Consider the following 23,817-nt stretch of genomic DNA (forward strand, 5'->3'; position numbering starts at 1 on the left):
GACTGGGGTAAGTACGATTTTTCAAAATCACATCCTGGTTCCCGTGCTGCGGGGGCACGTATTTGCACCTGGCATTACAAAGATGACAAGGACAACTCTTATGTAGAACTTGGTGGAATGCGTTATTCATTCTGGGATCAAAAATCTCCCCATTCAAATGATGGGCGTGCACCAGGTCATCGTCTGGTAACAAAAACTATTGAAAATCTGGGACTTGACAAATATTCAGTTCCTTTCAATGTTACCAACAATCAATTATTTTATCTGCGTTCACGCAATTTTTACATTAATGATATTACTTCCAGCAATCCCGCCCCTTATAATATAAATAATTTTGGAGCTGGAGCCACACCTGACCAGGCTTTTACCATTCTTGAAAATCTTGGTATTCCTGCCGGGGTGAAAAAAGACGGTGGATTTACCCGTTTAGAATGGTGCAGATTCTACAAGGAAGGACGAATCATCAAAAAACTTCCGGAATCGTCTGTTTTCCAGGAGGGGGATTTACTTAAAGATATTGGTTACTGGAACCTGCTTTACGACCAGGTAGGATCGGAAGGATATGATTATGCAGCCGATGGAAATGGTTATAGTTCGAATGTGATCAACACAAACACAGCGGTATCCATGAATATCAATGATGAATTTACTCCGGGTAGCCAGTATAAAACATTGTCTATTGGTTATTCAGGAATGTTCAATGCACTCTTTGACGAAATTGTGAAGCTATGCAAGCAGAAAGGCATTGTTTTCAAGTATTATCCTGATACTCGCCTGCATTCTATTTTATGGAAAAACAAGAAAGCGGTGTTTACTTATGCATCACGCACAAATCCGAACATAGCCGAAGGAACACGTGAGGCGGATGCTGCATGGCTGGCTATTCCACGTGCAGCCATTGATCTTGTAGCTCAGGCTACCCGCTACCATCAGCCGGCAAAAGATGAGGTAGATGTACTTAATCATGAAAAGGTAAATCTCTATCTGGAATCAACAATCATGCAGCCCTCCTATAAAATAGGAATGTTTTTTGACGATCCATGGTGGACTACAGCGGCAAAAAATAATCCTGCAATTTACCCCGCACAAATTACCGGGTATGTTATCACCCCTGATGTAATTGAGCAACTAGGTAAGGATAAATTTCCTGCAAAGGTATTAAAAGACATAAGCACGCTGATTGATGTTCCTTATTCTGGCCTCAATGAAATGGTGAAAGCAATTGAGAACAAAACCGAAGAAGCTTTGACCATTGCACAGGTAAATCAGTTATCAATAGCTGCACGCCGTGATACCATTGGGCCAAGCGTATCCAATTCCCCAATACGCATGGTTGTTTATTTTGGGAACAACGCTAAAGTGCAAGGCAAAAAACCTATCTATGGCATTCTTGCCAGCTATGATGACGAAGATAATACCACTTTCTGGCAGGAATTAGAACTTGGTGCCAGGCGCGAACGCACAGTTCCGGTTTCCAGTGATACGCAACCACTGGAAGGACCAAGAAAAGTGCCTGAACGCATGGTAAAGATGCTTCGAAAGATGTTGGCTGAACTTCATTATGGACCGAATTCTGATTATACCAATATTCCCGAACCATTGGAAGCAGCCTATATGGACTGGTCTCTTCCCCCATTCAATGCGGGATACCACGAATGGGCGCCACATTTTGATGTAGGTGATGTGCAACGCAAGATTCGTAAACCTTCTCAACTCATTACCGGAAAAGATGCAGATATTTTCATTGTTGGCGAAGCATACTCTAATGATCAGGCTTGGGTGGAAGGTGCATATTGCACTGCTGAATCTGTGCTAAATGATTTTTTTGGTATAGAGCCGATCATCGATAATAGTGAATATCCATTTATTTGTCCGGAATAGCTTGAAAGCCGGATGTCCTTTTATTTGAATATCTATTGTCATTTGTTGTTGTTCACCAGCAAATTTTATTAACTACAGAATGCCCTGCCTGGTTTTTCCGCTTACTTATCAGCCCATAAAATTTCTGATTTCTTAATCGAAAGCTCTTTAACTGGAGCAGCAAACATTTTATAAAGCGAAACTGATCTCATTCAGACAATTCAATGAGAGGCGGTAACCGAAAAGCCTTATGAGTAGGACTAAAAATAACAATTATGTCCACAATTAACAACGGAACCTGGAGATTCATTCAAAAGTGGTCTGACTCTTCACATTATTCATTTAATGCAACTTTAATTAATGGCACTTTAACCATTAATGATGGGGAGTTTTTTGGTACATACACTGCATTGGACGGAGCCAATCCTGGTCAAATAGCTATTGCCATTGCCGATTTCACTAATCGCACTATCACATCATATGTTGGTAATTACCAGGGAAACTTAATGGGGGGGCAAATGGTAGGGGCGCCAGATAATGGGTCAGCTACCCCAAAGGGAGTTTGGACGGCATTCCACATTTCTATTCTGGAAATTAATGAAGGATCTTATGGTATAGAAGTATAGTTCTCAGAAGATATTTTAGCCAAACAAGAGCTGCATTTGTTTAAAAACGGACTGATCCTGTTCAGTCACTTCAACAGGAGGAGTAAACCGAAAAGCCTCAAGAGTAGGAAAAATTTAAAAATATAAACTATGAATTCATTTATTGGCACTTGGCAAGACCAAGGCAACGCAAAAATTACAATTACCGGTTCTCAAAATTTTTTAACTGTAACCTATAATAATGGACGAGGTCCATTTCAAGGCTTTGAAATTGATTTAACATCACCGGTAATAAATGTAAACTTTACGGATGATGCGCCATTTGTTGGCGTACTAGGAATTAATAATGGGAAAACGCAGATTTTTTGGATTAATGCCACTGTATGGACAAAAATATAATAACTCATACATAGGCTTTTTACAAAAAAAAATCAGTTATTAGTGAGGGGCTGATCTGAATATTCAACAGAACACGAATGACTATAACTACAATGTAGGCTTCCGTTGGATTACCTGGAGTGCATTTGATAACAAATGGATCAATAACTATGGTACGTCGCAGAATATCCTGCACTGGTCGCCACATTGTTATGGTGGGATGTGAAGGAATAGAAATAAAAAGGCGTCTCATCATAATTGATGAGACGCCTTTTTGTATAGTATTATTAATAAGACAGACTGTCTTTACCTACCGGACTAGAAACCAGATTCTTCAGAGGTGGCGCGAACTTAGTCAGATCGATACCTTCTACAGCCGTTTTATATTCTTCCATATTAGGAATTCTTCCAAGGATAGCAGAAAGAACAACTACTGGTGTGGAAGCAAGCAAAGATTCTCCTTTTTTACGATCGGAATCTTCCACAACTCTACCCTGGAAAAGACGCGTTGATGTGGCCATTACTGTATCTCCTTTAGCTGCTTTTTCCTGGTTACCCATACAAAGGTTACAACCCGGACGCTCGAGATACATCATGTTTTCGTATTCTGTACGTGCAGCGCCTTTCGGAGCATTGTCGTTGAACTCGAAGCCAGAATATTTCTGCAATATTTCCCAATCTCCTTCTACCTGCAATTCATCAATGATATTGTAAGTTGGAGCTGCTACCACCAGCGGAGCATTGAACTCAACCTTACCTTTCTGTTTTTCCAGGTTCCTGAGCATTTGAGAAACGATTTTCAAATCGCCCTTGTGTACCATGCAGGATCCTACGAAACCAAGATCCACTTTTTTATCACCGTAGTAAGAGAGTGTACGGATGGTATCGTGGGTATAACGCTTAGAAACGTCGTCATTATTCACATCAGGGTCTGCAATCATTGGTTCAACGATGATATCCAGATCCACTACCACTTCAGCGTAATACTTAGCATTCGTATCTGGTGTTAAAGCTGGCTTTTCACCTGATTTAATCTCAGCGATTCTCTTATCAGCTTTATTGATCAATCCCTGCAGCACCTGCCTGCTGTTATCCATGCCTTTTTCGATCATGATCTGGATTCTGCCTTTCGCAATTTCCAGTGATTGAATCAGGGTATCATCTTCAGAAATACAGATGGAAGCTTTTGCTTTCATCTCTGCGGTCCAGTCAGTAAAGGTGAAAGCCTGGTCAGCAGGGAGTGTTCCGATGTGTACTTCAATCACTCTGCCCTGGAAAACGTTCTCTCCGGCAAATTTCTGCAGCATCTGCGCCTGTGTAGCGTGTACAACATCACGGAAATCCATGTGATCCTTCATTTCTCCTTTGAAGGTTACTTTCACTGACTCCGGAATTGGCATGGATGCTTCACCAGTAGCCAATGCCAGGGCAACGGTACCTGAGTCAGCCCCAAAAGCAACACCTTTAGACATTCTTGTGTGAGAGTCACCACCAATGATGATTGCCCACTCATCTATCGTAATATCGTTGAGTACTTTGTGAATTACATCTGTCATGGAATGATATTCACCTTTCGGGTCACGGGCAGTAATCAATCCAAACTCATTCATGAATTTCATGAGTTTTGGAATGTTTGTCTGCGCCTTCTTGTCCCATACTGATGCGGTGTGACAGCCTGACTGGTAAGCACCGTCAACAATTGGCGAAATTACAGTGGCAGCCATAGATTCCAGTTCCTGGGCAGTCATCAGACCGGTCGTATCCTGAGAACCTACGATATTTACCTCTACACGAACATCTGAACCGGCATGTAATACTTTGCCCGGAGTAATACCAACCGCATTTTTGTTAAAGATCTTTTCTACTGCTGTCAGACCCTGGCCCTCGTGAGAAATTTCTTTTGGCAGTGCAAATACAGCGGTAGGTTCAATACAGAGGATCTTAGCCGCTATGGTCTGGATCTTTTTACCGAACACGATAGCATATGATCCGCCAGCTTTGATAAATTCCATTTTCTGAGGCGTCAGTGCCTTAGAAATGTCAATCAGTTCCTTATCGCCGTTGTAAAGTTTCTTTGTCTTTGTGTTGATGGTAAGAACTGTGCCGGTAGCAACAGAGTATACTTCCTCGAGAATATGCTCACCAGCTTCATTGCGAACAAGTTTACCATTTTCGTCTACCTTTTTCACCCAGTTTTTGAGGTCAATACCGATACCACCGGTTACGTCAACAGTCGTGAGGAAAATTGGAGAAATGCCGTTTGTACCACCTACAATCGGGGCAATGTTCACAAATGGAACATAAGGACTTGCCTGTTTGCCCGTCCAGAGGGCCACGTTATTTACACCAGACATTCTTGATGAACCTACGCCCATGGTGCCTTTATCAGCAATCAACATCACGCTCTTGTTAGGATGTTGTGCCTGCAGCGCCCTGATTTCGGCCTGTGCCTGGGGAGTGATCATGCATTTACCATGCAATTCACGGTCAGATCTGGAGTGTGCCTGATTACCCGGAGAGAGTAAGTCAGTAGAAATATCACCTTCACCAGCTATGAAAGTTACTACCTTAATTTCTTCAGGCAGTTCAGGGAGGTTAGTGAAAAATTCCGCTTTAGCATAACTTTCAAGGATCTCTTTAGCTATCTCATTTTCATTTTTGAATGCTTCTTTCAGACGGTCTGTGTCGGCATCATAGAGGAAAACCTGCGTTTTCAGCACATTTGCAGCTTTTTTCGCAATAGCGACATCTTCACCCAGCGCCAGATCCAGCAACACCCCGATGGAAGGACCACCCTTCATATGTGATAATAGCTCAAAAGCAAAAGATGGGGAAATTTCCTCAACTACGGCAGTACCAAGAATGATTTCCTTTAAAAACTGAGCCTTTACACCAGCAGCAGGAGTAGTTCCTGGCAATACGTTGTAAATAAAGAAGTTAAGAGAATCTTTTCTGTGCACATTGTCAAGATCTCTAATTTGCGCGATGACTTCACTTAGTAATTCTGCGCCATCAATCGGCTTGGGATGGAGGTCCTGACCTTTTCTTTCCTCAATTTCATTGAGATACTCATTATAACGACTCATACGACTTTTCTTTTTAAATGCGAAGACGCAAAGGTAAATAATGTAGATAATATTACATAGCTATCTAATAATATCTCACTTTAGCGGAGGGGGAATAAGCATCTCCACCCGCCCCCACTAAAGGAAACAGCTTAAACCATAATTCTCACATGCGATTCTTCGGAGGGTTACTTATTTTAATGTAACCTGCTTATTCTCTGCACTATGCCTTAAATAAATCACACATATGGCCCCCAGTGCGATCATTACCCCCAGCCCCGCAGCGGTAAATGCCTCCAGGTAAGGTCGTGTCGCCGCCATCACATGGTAAAAGCTATTTTCAGGGTGATCTACAGAAAGATACCCCTTGACGAATCCTGCCACTATCAATGCCACCCAGAACACTGCGAGGCTTAAATTATTGATGACTGTCTCCTTTTGAGACGGTCTTTTTATCTTATAATTGCTGTCTGGTTCCAGCTTTATAATATAATTCAGCCAGCTTTTTCTGATACCCCGATATGATACTCTCTCTCTTGATTTTCATATCTATCAGCTTACTTTCCCTGCTATTAATCAAAAACAGCGTACTCTCTCCCAGATCAAATTTCTGCAATTCACCTGCTAATAATGCCTGTTGGTTATTAATACTCCGCACCTGCACGATTAGCTGTGACTGATAAGCTGTGAGGCTATTAAATGAGGCCGTGATATCATTGTTAATCTCGCGTCCGGATTGCATCAGATCGTAATCTACCTGCTGCTGTTTAAATCTGACCTGTTTCAGTTTTCCCCGCTCTGCACGCAGGAACAACGGGAAAGCAAAATCGACACCTATCTTGTAATTACTCCATCCAAAGTCATAATAATCCGGTACATAAGAACCAAAATCTGTACGTCTGCTCAGCAATGATCCATTGATGTTGATCTTGGGCTTCAGCTTCTCCTGTGCAAACCGGCGTTCTACATCCAGTTGCTCTCCCTTTGCACGCAGCTTTACCAGCTCCGGATGCATATCGGCTAATCCAAGTAAAGAGTCCAGCAGTACTCTGTCTGGCAATTGCAGTTGCTGATTTGACTCCTGTGGAATCGCGTCTTTGGGTAGCTCCAGCGGTGTACCTTTCTCGTTCCAGAGATGGTTGGAAAGTACCAGCATCGCATTCTTTACTTCTATCTCACTTTTAGCCAGCTGGATCTCCCTGTCCTGTACCGTGATGCTTGCTTCAATGGTATCCAGTCCAGGTTTATCACCCAGCAATGCCTGATTAGTCAATGCTTTAAAACGCTTTGTGGCAAGATCCAGCCCTTCCTTAATCAACACATATTCCCTGAAGGCATAGTACCAGTTCCAGTAATCTTTTACGGCACCAAACCACACGCTGTTTATTTGTTTCACTTTATCTGCTTCTGCATAGTTCAGCATGGCTTTTGCCTGCCAGAGCGTACTACGCCGCGCATCAATCAGCAACCCCGCACCAAGTGGGATGTTCAAACCTACTGCCACAAGACCTGCATCGGTTGTATGTGTTTCAGGATTTGTATACACACCCGTGTTGCGGTCATAGCCTACTTTCAGATCAGCACCGGCAATGTATAATGGTACCTTCAGTTCATTATGCCAGTTATTATAGTATGTAGTATGACCAAATAATTTACGTCCGAAAGCAGATTTCAATGTCGGGTCAAATTCTCCTTTTGATTGCAGCACGCTGGCCTTTGCCGCATCGCTCAATAAAGCCGCCTGCTTTACGATAGGATGATTCATGAAAACGATATCTTCCAGATCCCCCAGCGAAAAGATTCTGGCCGTATCCTGCGCATAAGCACATTCCCACGAAAACAGTAGTAAGCCGGCAATTAAATAATAGCTTAATTTCTTCATCATTTCTTACTATTTGAATCCTTTGTTGAAGGCTCTTTCTCCAAACTTGGCGGGAAACCATTCAGTTGTCGCCAGATTTCATACCACAGCGGCACTGATCGAAGAATAATACGACCATATACGCCAGAACCCTGTCTGAGCTGAATAGGCCAGGCCTCATCATTTTGAGGAACCGGCGTAGTAGGTTTTATCAGCAATCTGTATTTACCACCATTACTACTGATCCTGTCAATCGCCCATACCTTGCCCGCAAATGTTCCTACTGCTACTGAAGGCCATCCGGAAAACTGCACTGATGGCCAGCCTTCAAACTGTAATCGAACATCGCTCGTATCCAGGATCAGGGGCACGTCCATGGCATTTACATATAATTCTGCCGCCACCTGTGGATGGAGTGGTTGTAGTGTTGCAATGGATTCACCTTCTTTGATATTCTCGCCAATACCAGCTTTCAGTGTTTTTACCACATATCCGTCCTGTGGTGCACGTACTACATATAGACCACGGCGTATCGTGATATTGGAGATGTCATTGCGTAGTTTGGCAATATCTCCTTTTACGCCTGCACGGCTTGACAAAGCAGAACTCATATCCGACTGGGCTTTGGCCAGTGATTCCTGGTACTTGGCCCTGATATTGTCCAGGTCAATCAGTGCATTTAGTAAGCCCTGTTTGGAGTTGTTCAATTTGTTTTGTTGTCCGATCACTTTGGCATTGTCTTCCTGCAGTTTGAGGCGGCGGGTTTCAATGTCAGTCAGTGAGAACAGGCCATTCTTATAGCCGGATTCGTACCGTTCCAGACGGGCTTTAGATGTTTCGTAATAATTCTGTACAGCTACCAGGTCAGCACTGTCCATCTTCACATAGTTTTCGGACTGACGCACCTTATTTTCGGCAGCGGACAACTGGTATTGCAATCCACGGTTCATGGCCTGGATCTGAGCAGCTGTTGCCTCCATTTTCTGTACGGCAGCGCTTTCGCTGTTCTTTTTGGCTTCCAGCTGTTCTGCGAGCCGCTCTGGCAATTCAGGGTCAAAGTAAGACTGGCTGGTCTCTGAGATCACCAGGATCGTATCCCCTTTTTTTACTTCCTGACCATCGCGCACGGCCCAGTGTTCAATCCGCCCACCTATCTGGTTTTGCACAGTCTGAGGACGGTCTTCAGGCCTTAGCGCGGTGACAGTTCCTTTGCCTGGAATGGTCTGGCGCCAGGGCAGGAGCAGGATGATAAAGAATATGACGAGGCAGATGCTCATGATCTTGCCCAGCATTTGCGATCCATTTATCTGAATGAGTTCGGCTTGTGACTGTGTATTCAAAGCCTCCATGTGTTTATGATGTAAACTATTTTGTGCCATATTATTTGCCCTCCTCTATTTCAAGATCAGTGACTACAGCCAGTTTCTCTGCGCCGGTTACCATGTCAAATACTGTATTCAGACTAGTCATTAGTTTTTCAATAGCATAACTAATCTGTACCACGATCACTTCCGCAGCTACAAACTGACCGAAAGTCATTTCTCTTTCTACTACGAAAAATGATCCCATCAGCAGCAGACCGCCCATCAGGATGGTGCGTAGTGCTACAGAACTGACGAAGAATTTCTTCAGTACATTAAAGTGATCATTACGGGCCATGAGATATTTAGCGGTGATCTCGTCAGTGGTTTTACATACCTGGTCCATCTTTTCAGGATGGCCACGGTAGGTGTCCAGATCAGCTGCTACGTCTTCGAGGTGAGCGACCAGCTCATATTTATAGCCGGATTCGTCAATGCTGGTATTGACCCCATGTCTGAAATAGAGTATGAGCACCAGTGCGATGGCGGCAATAGCAAATAACCCCACCGCCATAAATACAGGGTGGTAAAAGGAGAGGAGTATGGCACTGAAAAATATCTGGACGGATGCAGCTACAATGTCCACCAGCAATTTAGTCAGGCCTTTTTGAATAGTGAGAATATCAAAGAAACGGTTCACCAGTTCTGGTGGATGTTCACCATTTATTTCTTCCTTTTTGATACGGGGCAGGCGATACGCGAACTCCATGGCCGCTTTGGCAAATATCTTCTGCTCGAGAAATTCAACAAGCGTCAGTTGTCCGATCAATAGTGCACCCCCAATCACGATACCTGTCAGTACTACCGCTATTAAGATATAGGTAGAACTATACATAGAACCGTTGGACAGCAAGTTATAGACAGCCGTTGTTCCTAACGGCAGCGTGAGACCAATGATGCCGATAAGTACGGCATAAATAAAAATGTAATTGATAGAGGTTCGTTCGTGATGTAACAACCTCACCAACCTTTGCCAGGGTGACGGAGCATCCGCATGCTTCTTCTTCTTCTTCATAAACAAAGTTTATTCTAGTAATGAATTGATGATGTAGTATTACTATATATACTGGTGTGTTATGACGGTAACGAAGCCTGATCAGGATTTAAATGAATAAAAGTGGAGGAGGGGTCAGCACATCCCTGAGGGGTTCTTTAAAAATGCTAAAACTATAGGTCTCCCAATGTACAGAAAGTGGAGAGGCCCAGGTAAGTGTGGAAAGGCTGAGGCCGTCTTCATAAAATGAGAAGAGTTCTTTGCCGCCTTTTTTTACACAGTTATCCCCAAAGTCGCCGATAGGCGCTTCGTCACTGGCATTCTCGATATTATAGGATTTGTAAAAAGCGTACGAATAACGGCATGCGCCTACAGTAAATACTGTAATCAGCAGCAACCATATTATCCTCTTTAACGACGAGTTCCTTAAATTGTTCACAGTTTCCACTGTTACAAATATAGGGATTCAGCCTAAAAATAGTAGTGTTATAACAATTATTTATATGAATTGAACAGGATATAATATAGTCCCAATAAGATCTTCACTAAAATTACCGTAAAAAGTATAGGCTTTGACGCATGCTGTTTTGTGGGAAAGTATGTATGCCGGTGTAGAATAACTCATTGATAGGTTTGCTGAATACCAAACTTCTTCATCTTTGCAAATAGGGTTTGCGCAGCTATATCCAAGGCTGCGGCAGCTCCTCCTGCACCACTGACCTTGCCATGACTGGCGCGCAGCGCCCTGATAATATGCTCCTTCTCCATTTCCTCCATGGTCTTGATCACCTCCGACGAAGCCACTGGCGTAATATCTGGTTGTGACCGCAAATCAATCGAAGTGATCTCCGATCCCTCTGCCAGCAATACCTGTCTTTCGATCAGGTGCTCCAGTTCCCTGATATTCCCTGGCCAGGGATATTCCTTCATTTGTCGCAATACAGTTGCGCTGATCTTATTGACTGTCTTCCCAAACTTCTCTAAAAAATAATATGCTAACGGTTCTATATCCTCTTTCCGCTCCCGCAATGGGGGCACTTCTATGGGAAACACATTCAATCTGTAATACAGATCCAATCTGAATCTTCCCTCAGCCACCTCTTTCTCTAAATTCCTGTTTGTAGCAGTAATGATCCGCACATCAATAGGTATAATTGCCTGTCCTCCTAATCGCTCTACTTCCCGCTGCTGCAATACCCGCAGCAGTTTTACCTGTGCCTCTAAGGGCAATTCACCTATTTCATCTAAAAATACGGTACCTCCATTTGCCTGTTCAAACTTCCCGATCCGTTGCTGGTTTGCACCTGTAAAAGCCCCTCTCTCATATCCAAACAACTCTGATTCTACCAGTGATAAAGGCAATGCTGCACAGTTTACCGTCACCATTGGCTGATGACTGCGGGAAGAAGCCCTATGTATCGCTGCTGCTACTTTTTCCTTGCCTGTACCGCTTTCGCCGGTGATGAGCACAGAAGTATTGCTGGGTGCTACTTTGCTGATGTGGTCCAATACATTCGAAAATGCCCTGCTCCGGCCTACCATCCCTGTATCCTGTAGTACTGCCGGCTGTTGTTGCTTTGCTTCTAATTCATGTCTGAAGAAGGCAATATCCAGCATGACCAGCAGATCCTTTTCCCTGAATGGTTTTACAAGAAAGCCATACGGGTTCGTGGTCTTAGCCGCTTCCAGTATATCCTGGTTTGTATTCGCTGAAATAAAAAGGAAAGGTAAGCGCTGTGTCATCAGCTCCCTCGCCAGATCAATGCCCGTCAGGTCGCCTTTGAGTATAATATCTATCAGCATCCAGTCAGGTTGTTTACTCTCAATCAGCTTGCGGGCCTGTACCACGCCCGATGCTATGCCGACTACCGTATATCCTGCTTTCTGCAGCATCAGCCGCAAATCGTTTGCTACAATAAACTCGTCCTCTACAATCAATATCTTCATATCATTTCTTTTTGCGCAGCGGGGAAAACTATTGTAATGACAGTACCTTGCTCACTCGTCACCTCAAATGTACCATCCAGCTGTTCACTCAGCCCACGCATGAGGTTCATGCCAAGTGATGATGTATTATCGAGGTTAAATTGCTCAGGCAGTCCTGTTCCATTATCGAAGATACGAAGCTGCCAGTGCTGCTCATCTATGTTTTTTAGCGAAATTTCAATAATACCCTGACGTGTTCCGGGGAATGCATATTTGATGGCATTGCTCACTGACTCATTCAGCACAAGTCCCAGCGGTACTGCCTGTGCAACATCTAATTCCAGTGGGGTAATATCCAGGTTGAATTGTATTTGTGCTTTTGTCGGGAAACTTTCCTGCATGTAAGCCACCAGTTCCCTGATATACCAGCTCATGTCAATCCTGGCCAGATTGTCCGTCTGGTATAGTTTCTGGTGGATCAGTGACATAGCATGCATACGATGTTGACTGTTGCGGATCGCATCGATAGCGTCCTGGTTGTCCAGGTAATTGGATTGGGAATTAAGCAGACTAATTACAATCTGTAAATTGTTTTTTACCCGATGATGAATCTCTTTCAGTAACCATTCTTTTTCCTGTAGCAGCTTGCGCAATAATTCATTCTGATTATTGATCTCCTCCTGTTTTTGTTGCAATTGCAGGTTGCTGCGTTGTTTCAGCCTGCTACGGTTATATGTCAGCGCGAGGATAATCAGCAATGCACATACTCCTGCAAAGATTACATTCCTGAATATAATTTCTTTTTGTAATGATGCTTCCTGCAATGCTGACTTTTGTCGTAATAATTGAATATCCTGGTCTTTTTTATTGGTTTCAAACTGGATCTGTAGCACAGCCAGTTGTCTTGATTTATTCAGATTAGTAGTAGAATCTGAGAATAATTTATATAGCTTATAGTGTTCCAGTGCTCCTTGTACATCGCCCGCTGCAGAATCTGCACGATACAGTAACTGGTGGCTTTGTAGTAACCTGATGGCTGGTTCGTCACGGTTCAGGACATCCTCTGAATAAGCTACCAGGTAGGGTTTGCTATCTTTCATTTTTCCCATGCCCTGCAAATAGCCAGCTATTGCAAGCCTGCTTATCTGTCTGAAATAAGGCGATAATTTTTGCCTGTTGTACAGTGTTACGATCTTATTGAAGTACGGCATTCCGCTTTTAAAATCTTTCATGGCAAGATAGGTGTTGATATAACGGGTCAACAGATCTACCCAGGCGTCATCATCTTCTTTAGCAATGGGAATGAGGGATTCTATCTTATGAAGCGTATCCAGCGAAGCTTTGTACTGACCCAGCTTACGAAGAATGAATGAAATATTGATCTGAATACTTTGTATGCTATTCGTATCGCTGTTTGAATAAGCAATTTTTAACCCACGATTGAAGTATTCCAATGCCTGTTCATATTGATCTATGGTATAAAAAATCATACCAAGACGGTTGTAGATAGGGCTCATGATAATACCTGTTTCATGTAGTTGTTCTCCCGTTTGCATAGCCATGAGGTTATAACGGAGTGCGTTGGGAAAATCATTCAGAAAAGTATAGGTATTCCCCATCAGGCTATAGAGTCCGTGTAATCTTATAAAGTGTACTTGGTTGTAAAGTTGTAACGCGGTCTGAAGTGTTTGTAATGATTTGGTATACTCTCCGTTCACACTATAGAGATCCCCTACGAATTCCAGCATACTGGCTGCGCTCAGGTAATCGTGGATGCTGCGGTAAATATTGACGGCAGCTTCGTAGTAGAGAATCTTTGCAGGGAGATCGGTGGATCTGTTTTGAAAAGTGCCTCCTATTTCGATCAGGGCTTCTGCCTGTAACCGGGGTGTACCATACTTCCTGAGAATATTGTAGGCTTCCATGCTGGTAGCACGACGGCCATCATCCCTGTGTGATTCGTTCAGGATCTTTGCGGTCAGGAGTTTACCAATACCAATGCCTCCCTGATAGTTCATCTTTCTGCTGAGAGAATCTATCTGTCTGGCAATGGTCCAGGCAGAATCCATATCCTGTTTTTCATAACCTGTCTTCAGGATCAGGCGTTGCCCATCTCTGTACAGGGCGCTGACTTTCGCGGTATCCTGTCCAAATGAAGGAATAAAAAACAGGAGGGCCACCAAAGTGGCCACTCCCTTTATTTGAAGATCATGCATCATATTATACCAGCTGTTTGCGTGGCAGTGCTTCCCTCATCAGATAACAGATACAGATGGCTACACCTGGTCCAATGATGGACGTCAATCCCAGGTATCTGGCCATAATGGCGCCCATCAGGCATCCCAGCAAAAAGCCTCCGATTAATATGGAGACATTTCGAAAACGCTGCATGGCTGCCGGCTCTTTAAAACCAGTACGTACCAGATTGCCCAGATCAAGTGCAGCCTGTGTTACATTGCCCGTCATCATCGTGCCCGGACCATGCGTCTCTTTGGCAAAGAGTTTACCAAAGGCATTCTGCAGTCCCATTGCCACCACTACCATGAATACCAGCAAATATAACATAAAGGAACTCATCAGGGGCAGGAACATCGCCAGCACCCCAGTCAGCATCAGCAGCACGCTTTCCCCCAGCATGATCCGGTACTTTCTGACTAGTACCCTGGCCAGCCAGCCACCTATCATCACCGCCGCCACAAAGGTGGGAAAGTCAACATGCGGAGTGCATCAAAATGAGATCAGCTTTCATAATTACTGGAATGATTGAATAGCTGTTTCAATGCCTTGTCCTGCTACGGTGAAGAATGAAGGTCCTGCCAGCAGAATCACTTTGCTCAGAGGCTTGAAAGTAGCATAGTGTTTATCTTTCAGGTATTCAGCTACTTTATAAGCCTGCAGCATACCTTTGGTCACATTCTCTGCTACCAGTGCTGTCGGAGAGTCGATACCCGCATCTTTCAGATCACTTGCAAATGACAGAGAAGCTACATTCAGTGACAGTGCTTCACGCATAGCGACACTACCTACTTTCGTCATCAGCCCGGGTGCGAATTGATTACGATCGCCGAGACCGATGAGCAACAGTTTCTTTGCCTTGATCTTGCCCGCTGGCGGTGTGATGAGAATTGTTTCCAGTGCATGGCCTGCAAACTGGCCGGACTTACGGATTTCAGTGATAAGGCCATTGGTGGCTTCATCCAGATGTACCATGCCATTGAGTGCTGCTGGCAGGGCAGGAGGGGCGTTGAAAATATCGCCTTCGGTATATTCAAATACACAGGCTATCTGCAGGTCTGCCACGGTTGCTGAAGGGCCTTGTACCAGTCCTTCTATGGTGACGCCATCTACTTTACCCCAGGCTTTGGTGGTGCCAACAGCGGTTGTAGTTTGCTGTGCATGTACAAAAATGTGTGCGAGTAATAATGTGGTTAGAACTATTGTGCGTTTCATGTTTATTAAAATTTAAATGCGACATGTGTATTGACGAAGATGCCATAAGGAGTAGCGCCAGTTAAATACAGCATCTGCCTGCACTACGAAGTGCTCACCAAATGGCATGTTACTGTAATGATGCAGGTCTATCAGGTTCACCGGACCTGGAAATGGTTTCATGTTATGATGTTTTTACAGGGGGCAATCTGTATGCCGAGGGTTAACATGCTTTAAATCAATTGTTTAAAATAAATATAGACAATGGCTTATTTACCGTATTTCGTATTTTGAATAAAAAAAACAAAACCGCACCCGGAAAAGGAGTGCGGTTTTGAAAAATATATTGCAGGATGAATTACACAGTAATTGCTTCGTACGCTTTTTCCATTGCAGTATCCTGTACACCTGGTACACTCAAACCTTCTGCTCTTACCACGGTCACATCCGTCATGCCCATAAACCCTAACACCGCTCTCAGGTAATTTTCTGTATAATCATACACCTTCATCATTCCTTCAGAATAGACGCCTCCTGTAGAAATAGCCAGATATACTTTCTTGCCTTTCACCAATCCTTCCGGTCCATTTGCTCCATAGCTAAATGTCTTTCCTCTTCTGGCAATATGATCAATCCATGACTTCAGATTGGAAGTAATACTGAAGTTATACATTGGTGCGCCGATTACCACTACATCTGCTGCCAGCAATTCAGCAATTGCTTCGTCAGAATGTGCAATCGCACTCACCTGCTCAGCAGATCTATTTTCTTCAGGGGTAAAAAAGGATTGAATATGCGCTTCTTCCAGGTGTGGAAACGGTGCTGCGGCCAGGTCGCGAATTACTACAGTGCTACCGGGATGAGCAGCAGTCAGCTTTTCAACAATGGCATTTCCTAATTGTGCGCTATACGACTGAGACTTTCTTGGGCTGGTGATCAAATGCAATATTCTCATGATGCTTATTTTTAAATTTTAACCCAAAAGTATCTACAATCTCCTCGCGGCTGTCGATACTATATTCCCGGATAGCACTATCCTACAGGATAGTAATATGTCGTATTTTTGTACCATGAGCGTACGAACCAAAGAAACATGCAGAAAACACATCATTCCTGTCAAAGATGCCCTTGATGTACTCGGTGGCAGGTGGAAGCTCCAGCTCCTGATTCATCTGGGCTTTGGTCCCCGTCGTTTCAACCAGCTCGCCAAAGAGCTGGCTCCCATTACAGACAGAACCCTTTCCAAAGAGCTAAAAAGCCTGGAAGCTAACAAGATTATTTCACGCACCGAATATGATGCTTTTCCTCCTGTAGTAGAATACAGGATCACGCCCCACGGAGAATCACTGTTTGCCGTGATTTCAGAACTCGGCAACTGGGGGCGTGCCCATAGAAAGTTAATAATGGATAAGTAAAGTTGTGCTCAGGAAAAGTCTCTGAAAATATCGGCTACCGCAGTTGTCAGCTCCTTCGCCAGCAAAGGCTTTTTTAGCAACTTCACCACCATGGGATTGGCATACGTGCGGCTGATATCACTATAATCAAGCGAAGAGGATACCATGATCACATGGCACTGCGATTTGATCTTAGCAGGATAACTATCAAAAGCCTCCAGGAATTCAAACCCATCCATCTCCGGCATTTGTATATCCAACAATATTATGGTAGGAGGAATACGAGGTAATGTTATATTGGACGATAGAAACTCAAGCGCTTTATTGGCATTATTAAAAGCAAGTATAGTCCGGCTGATCTGCTGTATGGCAATCAACTTTTCATGCAATAGAAGGTCCACTTCATTGTCATCTATCAAAATCACACGTAAATCAGGAATCGAAATCATTTCTGTTCGGAATGCTTATTTCAAATTGTGTACCTTCTCCATACTTGGATTCTACATTGATCGTACCGCCAATCTTGTTCAGGGCTTCTTTCACTATATAAAGGCCAATGCCGCTGCCCGGCTTGTTGTTATTCTTAGATCTGAAGAACATTTTGAAGATGTTGTTCAGGTGTTCACTTAATATACCAATACCATTGTCCGATATTACCAGCGTTGCTTTGTGGGGCTCTACTTTTACTGCCAGGTTCACTTTTGGATGCACCTCATCCGGTTTCTGATATTTAACAGCATTTGATATAAGGTTGTTTAAAATTACACTAATTCGGAAAGTATCTCCCTTAAATTCAACCGGCTGGTCTACATTGACCTGGAACTCTATCGCTGTATTCTGATGTTTGAATTGTGTGATACATTCATTCAGCAGATGGTCAAAAGTAATTTTCTCATACTCCACATCCAATCTTGAATTGCGATAGTATTCAATAATCTTTTGAATAAAGCCATCCAGTTTCTGAATACATACTTCGATCATATTCAGATAGCCGTTAGGGTCAGTAACAGAGTTATCCAGTCTGCTCAGGTTAATGATACCCAGTACAGACATGAGCGGAGAGCGAAGGTCATGCGAAGTGGAGTAGATAAAGCGGTTCAGCTCATCATTGATCTTTTCCAGTTCGATGATCTTTTCTTTCAGTTGTTTGCGGGTTGCATATATTTCGTAGGCATTCTGAATGGTTCTGTGCAGCTCGTGCTCATCCCATGGTTTCTTGATATAGGAGAAGATATGCCCCTTGTTGATGGCATCGATAATGTCTTCTACATCGGTATAGCCGGTGAGCAGGATACGCATGGGATCAGGCAAGGTATCTTTAATCTCATTAAAGAATTCAACACCGGTAGATACGGGCATCTTCTGGTCAGCGATGATAATGTGTACATCGATGCTCTTTAGTAACTGCTTGCCTTCCTGGGCGGAGTTTGCTGTGTAAATTTCATAACTGCGGCGGAAGCTGGCTTTAAAAGCATTTAGGTTGTGTACTTCGTCGTCAATGTAGAGAATCCTGATACGGTTTTCTTTCATCCACTAATGTTTTATACAAAAAACGATAATGATTTAATTGCAGGGCTCTATTCCTGTCTGGGGGGGTACCATCGGAGCATGACACTAGGTCATAGTGTTTATCTTCAATGGTAAATATATAATAAATTCTGCACCTTCCCCGGGTGCAGTATTAACGAATATCCGTCCCTGATGTTTTTCTATGATACTGAATACGATAGAAAGGCCCAGGCCTGTACCTTCGCCTACGTCTTTGGTAGTAAAGAATGGGTCGAAGATCTTTTCTTTTACTTTTTCTGTCATACCCGGACCAGTGTCTTTGATACTGATCACGGCCATTTCATCTTCCTGCCAGGTAGTGATGATCACACTTTCTTCCCTGCCGTTTGAATGGGTATTAATCGCATTGAAGGCATTGGTCAGTATGTTCATGAATACCTGGTTCATTTTACCGGCATAGCATTCAATCTTAGGTAGTGTACCGTAGTGCTTCGTGACCGTTACATTTGGCGGAATGCTGTTCTTCAGGAGTACCAGCGTGCTATCCAGCCCTTCGTGCAGGTCTACCGATTTCACATCACTTTCGTCAAGGCGGCTGAAGGTACGTAATCCTTTGACAATCTCAGCCGTACGTGTGGCACCATCTTCAATACCTTTTATCAGTGAGGCTATTTCTTCGTGAATATAGTCAATGTCTATCTCTTGTTTGTAAGCCGCGATCTCCCGCAGTTCCATTTTCACATCGGTGGCGGTGGCGAGATCATCGTACTTATTAAGCAGCGTTTTAATATCTGCTATATCCATTTTGAGCGGCTTGATATTGGAAGTGACAAAGTTGATCGGGTTATTGATTTCGTGTGCAATACCAGCAGTAAGCTGACCCAGAGATGCCATTTTCTCTCTTTCCACAAGTTGTGTCTGTGCGTCTTTCAGGTTTTTGAGGGCTACATTCAGCTCTTCATTGCTGGCCTGTAACTCTTCCGTACGTTTATGCACTTTGTCTTCCAGTATAATATTCTGCTCTCTTACAAGGCGCTCATTCTCCTGTGAGGCTTGCAGGGCTTCGGCTCTGAATACATTGATCTTGTGTGCCAGTGCGAAGGAGAGGAGCAGGGCTTCCATTCCTGAGCCGATCTGCAGTGCATAATAGGTAAAGTCATTATATGGCAGCACGTTCATATTGCGTAGTACGAATATGATCACACTGACGAGGAACACAGACCATGCCAGCAAAAAGAAACGGGCGGAGCTATAGCCCATCCGGCTCATCCTGAGTGGTACGATAAATACGATGACGGCAGCGGCAGAAACTACCAGCTGTACCCACACCTGCGCAATGGTATACCAATCCAGCAGGGCAGGAATGAAACATACCAGGTATGCATAAATGAGGTAGTTGATCAGGTTGTGTCCACGCCTGTAATGTTGCTTCGTTTGCAGGAACTGCTGTACGAACATCAATGCCGTTAGTCCATTGAAGATGGGTACCAGTACGGTGGCATGTATTTCCATCCAGGGCCACGAAGGCCATAGAAAGCGGAAGGCAAACCCCTGCAGGGTAGCTTGTGTGAGGCCTACGAAGATATTGTAGGCTACATAGATCAGGTAACTGTTATCCTTGGTAGAAAGGAAGATAAAGAGGTTATAAAACGACATAGCGAGGATGACCCCGACATACAACCCGAAGATAAGTCCCCGGGAGCTGTTTTTGGTCGTAATCTGCTCTTTGGTACCAATGTAGATAGGCAGTTGTAACTGTTCTCCCGCCTTGATGCGCAGGTAGTACAAATGGGTACTGTGTGCCTGGAATACGAGGGGGAATATATAGTTCTGATGATCGAAAATTCTGTTGTGAAACTGGGTGAATTCCCCTAGTCTGGTTTCTTTGAAACTGCCATCAGGCATTTGTTCAAAGAGGGTAATATCGTCGATGGTGGGATATTCTACTTCCAGCAGCAGTTTGCGGGCGGCGCCGGGGTTTTCGATATGGAACCGTGCCCAATGGGTATAGGGGGTGATTTGCAGGTTAGGTACATTCTCTCCTGGTGAGACAAAGGAAATGTGTTGCACATCTCCGATCCCGAGCTTGTTTGACTTGTCAGTAAATAATTCAAGGTATTTGCCTATGCGGGTGAGGGGCATGCCTTCCTCATATACAAAGGGAGCTGCTGCCTGCGTATGCAGATAGCATAATAGGGCGAATAACCATAAGGTAATGATCCGGAACATGCGATAAATTTAGAAAAAATTCACCTTTCACTCTGCACTTTGGTATATTGATAGTCGGGAATTTCCAGGTGATAACTGACTTCGTAAGAGCCTTTGGGGCCAACTTCTGTTTTGGTTTGAACAAGATGTTCGCGCAGATCATAGATAAGTTCCCGCTCTTTGGGATCTGCATATTCCAGGGTATTGACGTCGTTGATCACCATGGCAGTGGCTACGAAGTCGTCTTTAGGATAGAAAAAGGTGCCTTTATCGCCGAGGGATTCGTCGATCATAAATCCTACTCTCTTTCCGATACGTGTGGTGATGGGTGCACATAATACGTGAAAATTATCTATTGGCAGCTGTGCAGCGAGTACTACGCCTGCCCTGGCCAGTACCTGGCTACCGATGCCCATACCGGCTACTTCCTTGGAGTTCCACATTGCACAGATCTCCGCACTACCGGGTTTCACCATGTCATAGATCTTGTTGTCGTACTTGCCGATCGCAGTTTCTATAGGCAGGGGAATGACACCGTCAGCCAGCTGTACTCTGGCGCCACCGTAGGTTTTGGTGCGGGATTCATCTTCAACAATAATTACAATACTATTTTCATGTTGCATCCAGTCCGCATTACCGGACGTGATTTTAGCAATCCCAAAATAGATCTCCAACAACCGGAGGTGGCCGTTGTAAAACCTCAGGCAGGCTTCAGGATCGTCTGGTGCTCTAAATGCCCTTACTGTAATCATGATTTTGCATGTGGGTACTCTTTAATAATAGCATTGGTACTAGGGATGGAGGGAACATAGCTGCATTGCATTCGTTTGCAAAGAATGCAATGCAGTTATGTTCTAACCAGCTTGATTTAAACAAATATCTGCTCGAAGTCTACATAATACCTGCCAGAGCTTTTGTATTGATTCAGCAATATGCGCCTGCAGGTGTCTGTAACAGCAGCACCTCCCAATACAACGGAGGAGGCCAGCTGTGGCCAGGTGGTGATAGTTTTACCAATTTCGCTCAGGGAGTATTTCATCCTGGCAGACATATCATCCAGGGCAACCATGGGACGGAAGATGGGTAATTTTTCTGCGTCAGTCAGCCCTTTTAAGCGTTCCAGGTCCAGATCGGCAGGGATAAAACCATGCAGCAGGGGCCTGTCAGGCTCAAGGTCAAAACGTTCTACATCCACCATCCCTCTGTCATTGGTGTCCATTATTACCGGGATTTGCAAAGCTTTTGCCTTTACCCGGCTCAGAATTTTTATATCGATTCCATCACATTCTTCTATCAGTACATCCAGATTACCATCAGCAGTAAAAAAGTCATCCAGGTTCTGCTCTGTTGCGCCATCCAGGTAACATTTTACTTTGATGAAAGGATCCAGTTCTGCTATTTCCCTGGCTGCTACTACCGCCTTGGATATTTGTATATTGTGTATGCCCGTACGGATACGGTTCATATTGGTCAGTTCTACTTTATCAAAATCCGATAGTCTCAACTCTCCACACACTCTTTCCATAGCAATCGTAAGCGCGATACTGCCACCTACTGAGAGACCGATAATGCCGATCTTCTTTGTACGCAGTGTTTCAATTTCTTCTTTCGTGATCTTATGCTGGTTGCGGCTTGTGCGCAATGCAATAAAATCTTCTTCATCTACTATGTGCACTACTCTGTCAGCCCATGGATAATACACCCATACTCCGATTTCTTCCAGCGCCTGTGTTCCAACATAAGCGGCTAAATGCTGCTCATACTCTTCAGGTGTCAAACGCTTGGTCGGGTTGCTGATCTTAATGAGTTCCTTCAACTGTGATACGATGTGGTCATAAACGCGGATATGCGGGTTATTACTCAATAAGCTGGTAAGGGATTTATACTCTTCGGCATTTCCCAACCTATAAAAGGATGGTGTGAAATTGTCTGTTTCTGGCTGTTGTTGTTTTATATGTTCTTCTAATAGTCTCATTTTGCCTGGCATAAAAAAATTATGAACAACGAATGGTATAAATTGGAATATGAATTGTATAATTAATAAATTTAATATTGTATCAGCACCCACCCCTAAGTGTAGAGATATGTATCGGCATAAGGTTAAAGCCCTCTGAAGGCCTGGTTAGTTAGCGTACTACATATATTAGTTCGTCATCATGTAGTTTCGGGACAAATAGTTTTTATAATCAAATAAAAAAAATTGTTAAAGTTTCACATGAAAGCTATGGTAAAATAACAATTAATTTCAAAAGAATGTGATTTATAGACGTTATTTTAGGAATAAACCGTGAAATACGTAGTTGCCACAACGCCGTCATTGATTAAATTTTTTTAATAATTGGTGTAGTATTTGTGGCATACAGCAGGTCGTCGTAAATTGAATAATTATCTACATCATAATTTTAATACCTGGTATATGAATAAAAGAGAATTTATTAAGTTAGCCGGTCTTGCCAGCGTAGCTGCTGCTGTGGGCAACCCTGCCGGTATGGTGAGTGCTGCTTCATTGAAGGGAAAAAAAGAAACGAACGGAAATAGCCCAAAAGCTCCTTTTACTGTGCCTGCCTTGCCGTATGCTTTTGATGCACTGGAACCAAACATCGACAAGACGACAATGGAAATCCACCATGATAAGCATCATGGCGCCTATGTGAAAAATCTGAACGACGCTGTAAAAGGTACTAAGTACGAAAGCCTGACGCTGGATGAAATCCTGGCTACAATAAAAGCAGATGATAAAGCCATTCGTAACAATGGTGGTGGTCACTACAATCACTCTCTGTTCTGGACATTGCTGTCACCTACTAAAACTACTCCATCCGACAAGCTGAAAGCCGCTGTAACAGCATCTTTTGGCTCATGGGAGAAATTCCAGGATGCGTTCAATACTGCTGCAAAAACAGTATTTGGTTCTGGTTGGGCATGGCTCATTGTTACACCAGCTAAGAAGCTGCAGGTGATATCGACACCAAATCAGGATAATCCTTTAATGAAAGGGATTGTGAAGGAAACGGGTACGCCGGTTCTGGCACTGGATGTATGGGAGCATGCTTATTATCTGAAGTATCATAACGTGCGTCCTGATTATATCAGTGCTTTCTGGAATGTGATTAACTGGAATGAAGTGGATAAGTTGTATGCTGCGGCAGTGAAATAATTAACCAAATTAAAAGGGCTGGCAAATAGCCAGCCTTTTAATTTGTGTGTGCAAACAAAAACGCTCTTGC

General features: G+C 43.7%; 22 protein-coding genes. 5 read left to right on the plus strand and 17 right to left on the minus strand.

Translation table 11 applies throughout. The features are described from left to right. Nucleotides 1–117: 117 nt before the first annotated feature. From BW716_RS17205 to BW716_RS17215, 3 genes are all read left to right on the plus strand, one after another. Nucleotides 118–1,881: a hypothetical protein gene (locus tag BW716_RS17205; RefSeq protein WP_220388781.1), complete on the plus strand. Its 1,764-nt coding sequence runs from the start codon at nucleotides 118–120 to the stop codon at nucleotides 1,879–1,881. A gap of 254 nt (nucleotides 1,882–2,135) precedes the next feature. Beyond that, entirely contained in the window at nucleotides 2,136–2,486 is a 351-nt protein-coding gene (locus tag BW716_RS17210; protein ID WP_083724176.1) for a hypothetical protein, read from the plus strand. A 129-nt stretch (nucleotides 2,487–2,615) separates the two neighbouring features. Then, nucleotides 2,616–2,864, plus strand: coding sequence for a hypothetical protein (locus tag BW716_RS17215; RefSeq protein WP_083724178.1), 249 nt, complete (start codon nucleotides 2,616–2,618; stop codon nucleotides 2,862–2,864). A 266-nt stretch (nucleotides 2,865–3,130) separates the two neighbouring features. Here the strand turns inward: BW716_RS17215 and BW716_RS17220 are convergent, their stop codons facing one another. The 12 genes from BW716_RS17220 to BW716_RS17270 form a co-directional block, all read right to left on the minus strand. Beyond that, the gene (locus BW716_RS17220) at nucleotides 3,131–5,929 is read right to left on the minus strand and encodes a bifunctional aconitate hydratase 2/2-methylisocitrate dehydratase (RefSeq protein WP_083724180.1); all 2,799 of its coding nucleotides are present in this window, start codon (nucleotides 5,927–5,929) and stop codon (nucleotides 3,131–3,133) included. A gap of 171 nt (nucleotides 5,930–6,100) precedes the next feature. Continuing rightward, a complete protein-coding gene (locus tag BW716_RS17225) occupies nucleotides 6,101–6,313 on the minus strand; it encodes a hypothetical protein (RefSeq protein WP_083724182.1) in 213 nt (70 codons plus the stop codon). Nucleotides 6,314–6,365: 52 nt separating this feature from the next. Next, a complete protein-coding gene (locus BW716_RS17230; protein ID WP_083724184.1) occupies nucleotides 6,366–7,793 on the minus strand; it encodes a TolC family protein in 1,428 nt (475 codons plus the stop codon). After that, the gene (locus BW716_RS17235; RefSeq protein WP_235643762.1) at nucleotides 7,790–9,118 is read right to left on the minus strand and encodes an HlyD family secretion protein; all 1,329 of its coding nucleotides are present in this window, start codon (nucleotides 9,116–9,118) and stop codon (nucleotides 7,790–7,792) included. The genes BW716_RS17230 and BW716_RS17235 overlap by 4 nt, the downstream gene beginning before the upstream one ends. A gap of 31 nt (nucleotides 9,119–9,149) precedes the next feature. Next, on the minus strand, nucleotides 9,150–10,145 hold the full coding sequence (locus tag BW716_RS17240) for an ABC transporter transmembrane domain-containing protein (RefSeq protein ID WP_083724188.1): 996 nt from the start codon (nucleotides 10,143–10,145) through the stop codon (nucleotides 9,150–9,152). 88 nt (nucleotides 10,146–10,233) lie between these two features. Beyond that, nucleotides 10,234–10,563, minus strand: coding sequence for a hypothetical protein (locus BW716_RS17245; RefSeq protein ID WP_143708886.1), 330 nt, complete (start codon nucleotides 10,561–10,563; stop codon nucleotides 10,234–10,236). A gap of 182 nt (nucleotides 10,564–10,745) precedes the next feature. Then, complete coding sequence (locus BW716_RS17250) at nucleotides 10,746–12,071, minus strand: sigma-54 dependent transcriptional regulator (protein ID WP_083724192.1); 1,326 nt, start codon at nucleotides 12,069–12,071, stop codon at nucleotides 10,746–10,748. After that, complete coding sequence (locus BW716_RS17255) at nucleotides 12,068–14,269, minus strand: histidine kinase dimerization/phosphoacceptor domain -containing protein (RefSeq protein WP_083724194.1); 2,202 nt, start codon at nucleotides 14,267–14,269, stop codon at nucleotides 12,068–12,070. Before BW716_RS17255 ends, BW716_RS17250 begins: the two co-directional genes overlap by 4 nt. 1 nt (nucleotide 14,270) lies before the next feature. After that, nucleotides 14,271–14,747, minus strand: a complete 477-nt coding sequence (locus BW716_RS17260; RefSeq protein ID WP_143708887.1) for a DUF1275 family protein — start codon at nucleotides 14,745–14,747, stop codon at nucleotides 14,271–14,273. Between the two features lie 54 nt (nucleotides 14,748–14,801). Further along, complete coding sequence (locus BW716_RS17265; protein WP_083724198.1) at nucleotides 14,802–15,500, minus strand: M17 family peptidase N-terminal domain-containing protein; 699 nt, start codon at nucleotides 15,498–15,500, stop codon at nucleotides 14,802–14,804. Nucleotides 15,501–15,512: 12 nt separating this feature from the next. Beyond that, nucleotides 15,513–15,662: a hypothetical protein gene (locus BW716_RS36790; protein WP_179091166.1), complete on the minus strand. Its 150-nt coding sequence runs from the start codon at nucleotides 15,660–15,662 to the stop codon at nucleotides 15,513–15,515. Between the two features lie 175 nt (nucleotides 15,663–15,837). Then, a complete protein-coding gene (locus BW716_RS17270) occupies nucleotides 15,838–16,434 on the minus strand; it encodes an FMN-dependent NADH-azoreductase (RefSeq protein ID WP_235643764.1) in 597 nt (198 codons plus the stop codon). Between the two features lie 115 nt (nucleotides 16,435–16,549). Between BW716_RS17270 and BW716_RS17275 the strand changes: the two genes are divergently transcribed. Further along, nucleotides 16,550–16,894, plus strand: a complete 345-nt coding sequence (locus BW716_RS17275; protein WP_083724202.1) for a helix-turn-helix domain-containing protein — start codon at nucleotides 16,550–16,552, stop codon at nucleotides 16,892–16,894. 8 nt (nucleotides 16,895–16,902) lie between these two features. Here the strand turns inward: BW716_RS17275 and BW716_RS17280 are convergent, their stop codons facing one another. The 5 genes from BW716_RS17280 to BW716_RS17300 all read right to left on the minus strand — a co-directional run bounded on the left by BW716_RS17280 (nucleotide 16,903) and on the right by BW716_RS17300 (nucleotide 22,565). Then, nucleotides 16,903–17,322, minus strand: a complete 420-nt coding sequence (locus BW716_RS17280) for a two-component system response regulator (RefSeq protein ID WP_083724204.1) — start codon at nucleotides 17,320–17,322, stop codon at nucleotides 16,903–16,905. Further along, nucleotides 17,306–18,403 (minus strand): ATP-binding protein, encoded by a 1,098-nt coding sequence (locus tag BW716_RS17285; protein ID WP_083724206.1) that lies wholly within the window; start codon nucleotides 18,401–18,403, stop codon nucleotides 17,306–17,308. Before BW716_RS17285 ends, BW716_RS17280 begins: the two co-directional genes overlap by 17 nt. Before the next feature lie 84 nt (nucleotides 18,404–18,487). Beyond that, nucleotides 18,488–20,611, minus strand: a complete 2,124-nt coding sequence (locus BW716_RS17290) for a 7TM diverse intracellular signaling domain-containing protein (RefSeq protein ID WP_083724208.1) — start codon at nucleotides 20,609–20,611, stop codon at nucleotides 18,488–18,490. A gap of 20 nt (nucleotides 20,612–20,631) precedes the next feature. Next, on the minus strand, nucleotides 20,632–21,342 hold the full coding sequence (locus tag BW716_RS17295) for a hypothetical protein (protein ID WP_083724210.1): 711 nt from the start codon (nucleotides 21,340–21,342) through the stop codon (nucleotides 20,632–20,634). A gap of 116 nt (nucleotides 21,343–21,458) precedes the next feature. Continuing rightward, nucleotides 21,459–22,565 (minus strand): ThiF family adenylyltransferase, encoded by a 1,107-nt coding sequence (locus BW716_RS17300; RefSeq protein WP_235643780.1) that lies wholly within the window; start codon nucleotides 22,563–22,565, stop codon nucleotides 21,459–21,461. Nucleotides 22,566–23,006: 441 nt separating this feature from the next. Here BW716_RS17300 and BW716_RS17305 point away from each other — a divergent pair, with 441 nt between their 5' ends. After that, a complete protein-coding gene (locus tag BW716_RS17305) occupies nucleotides 23,007–23,747 on the plus strand; it encodes a superoxide dismutase (protein ID WP_083724224.1) in 741 nt (246 codons plus the stop codon). Nucleotides 23,748–23,817 lie beyond the last annotated feature (70 nt).

Source organism: [Flexibacter] sp. ATCC 35208 (genome assembly GCF_001975825.1).
Lineage (GTDB): Bacteria > Bacteroidota > Bacteroidia > Chitinophagales > Chitinophagaceae > Chitinophaga.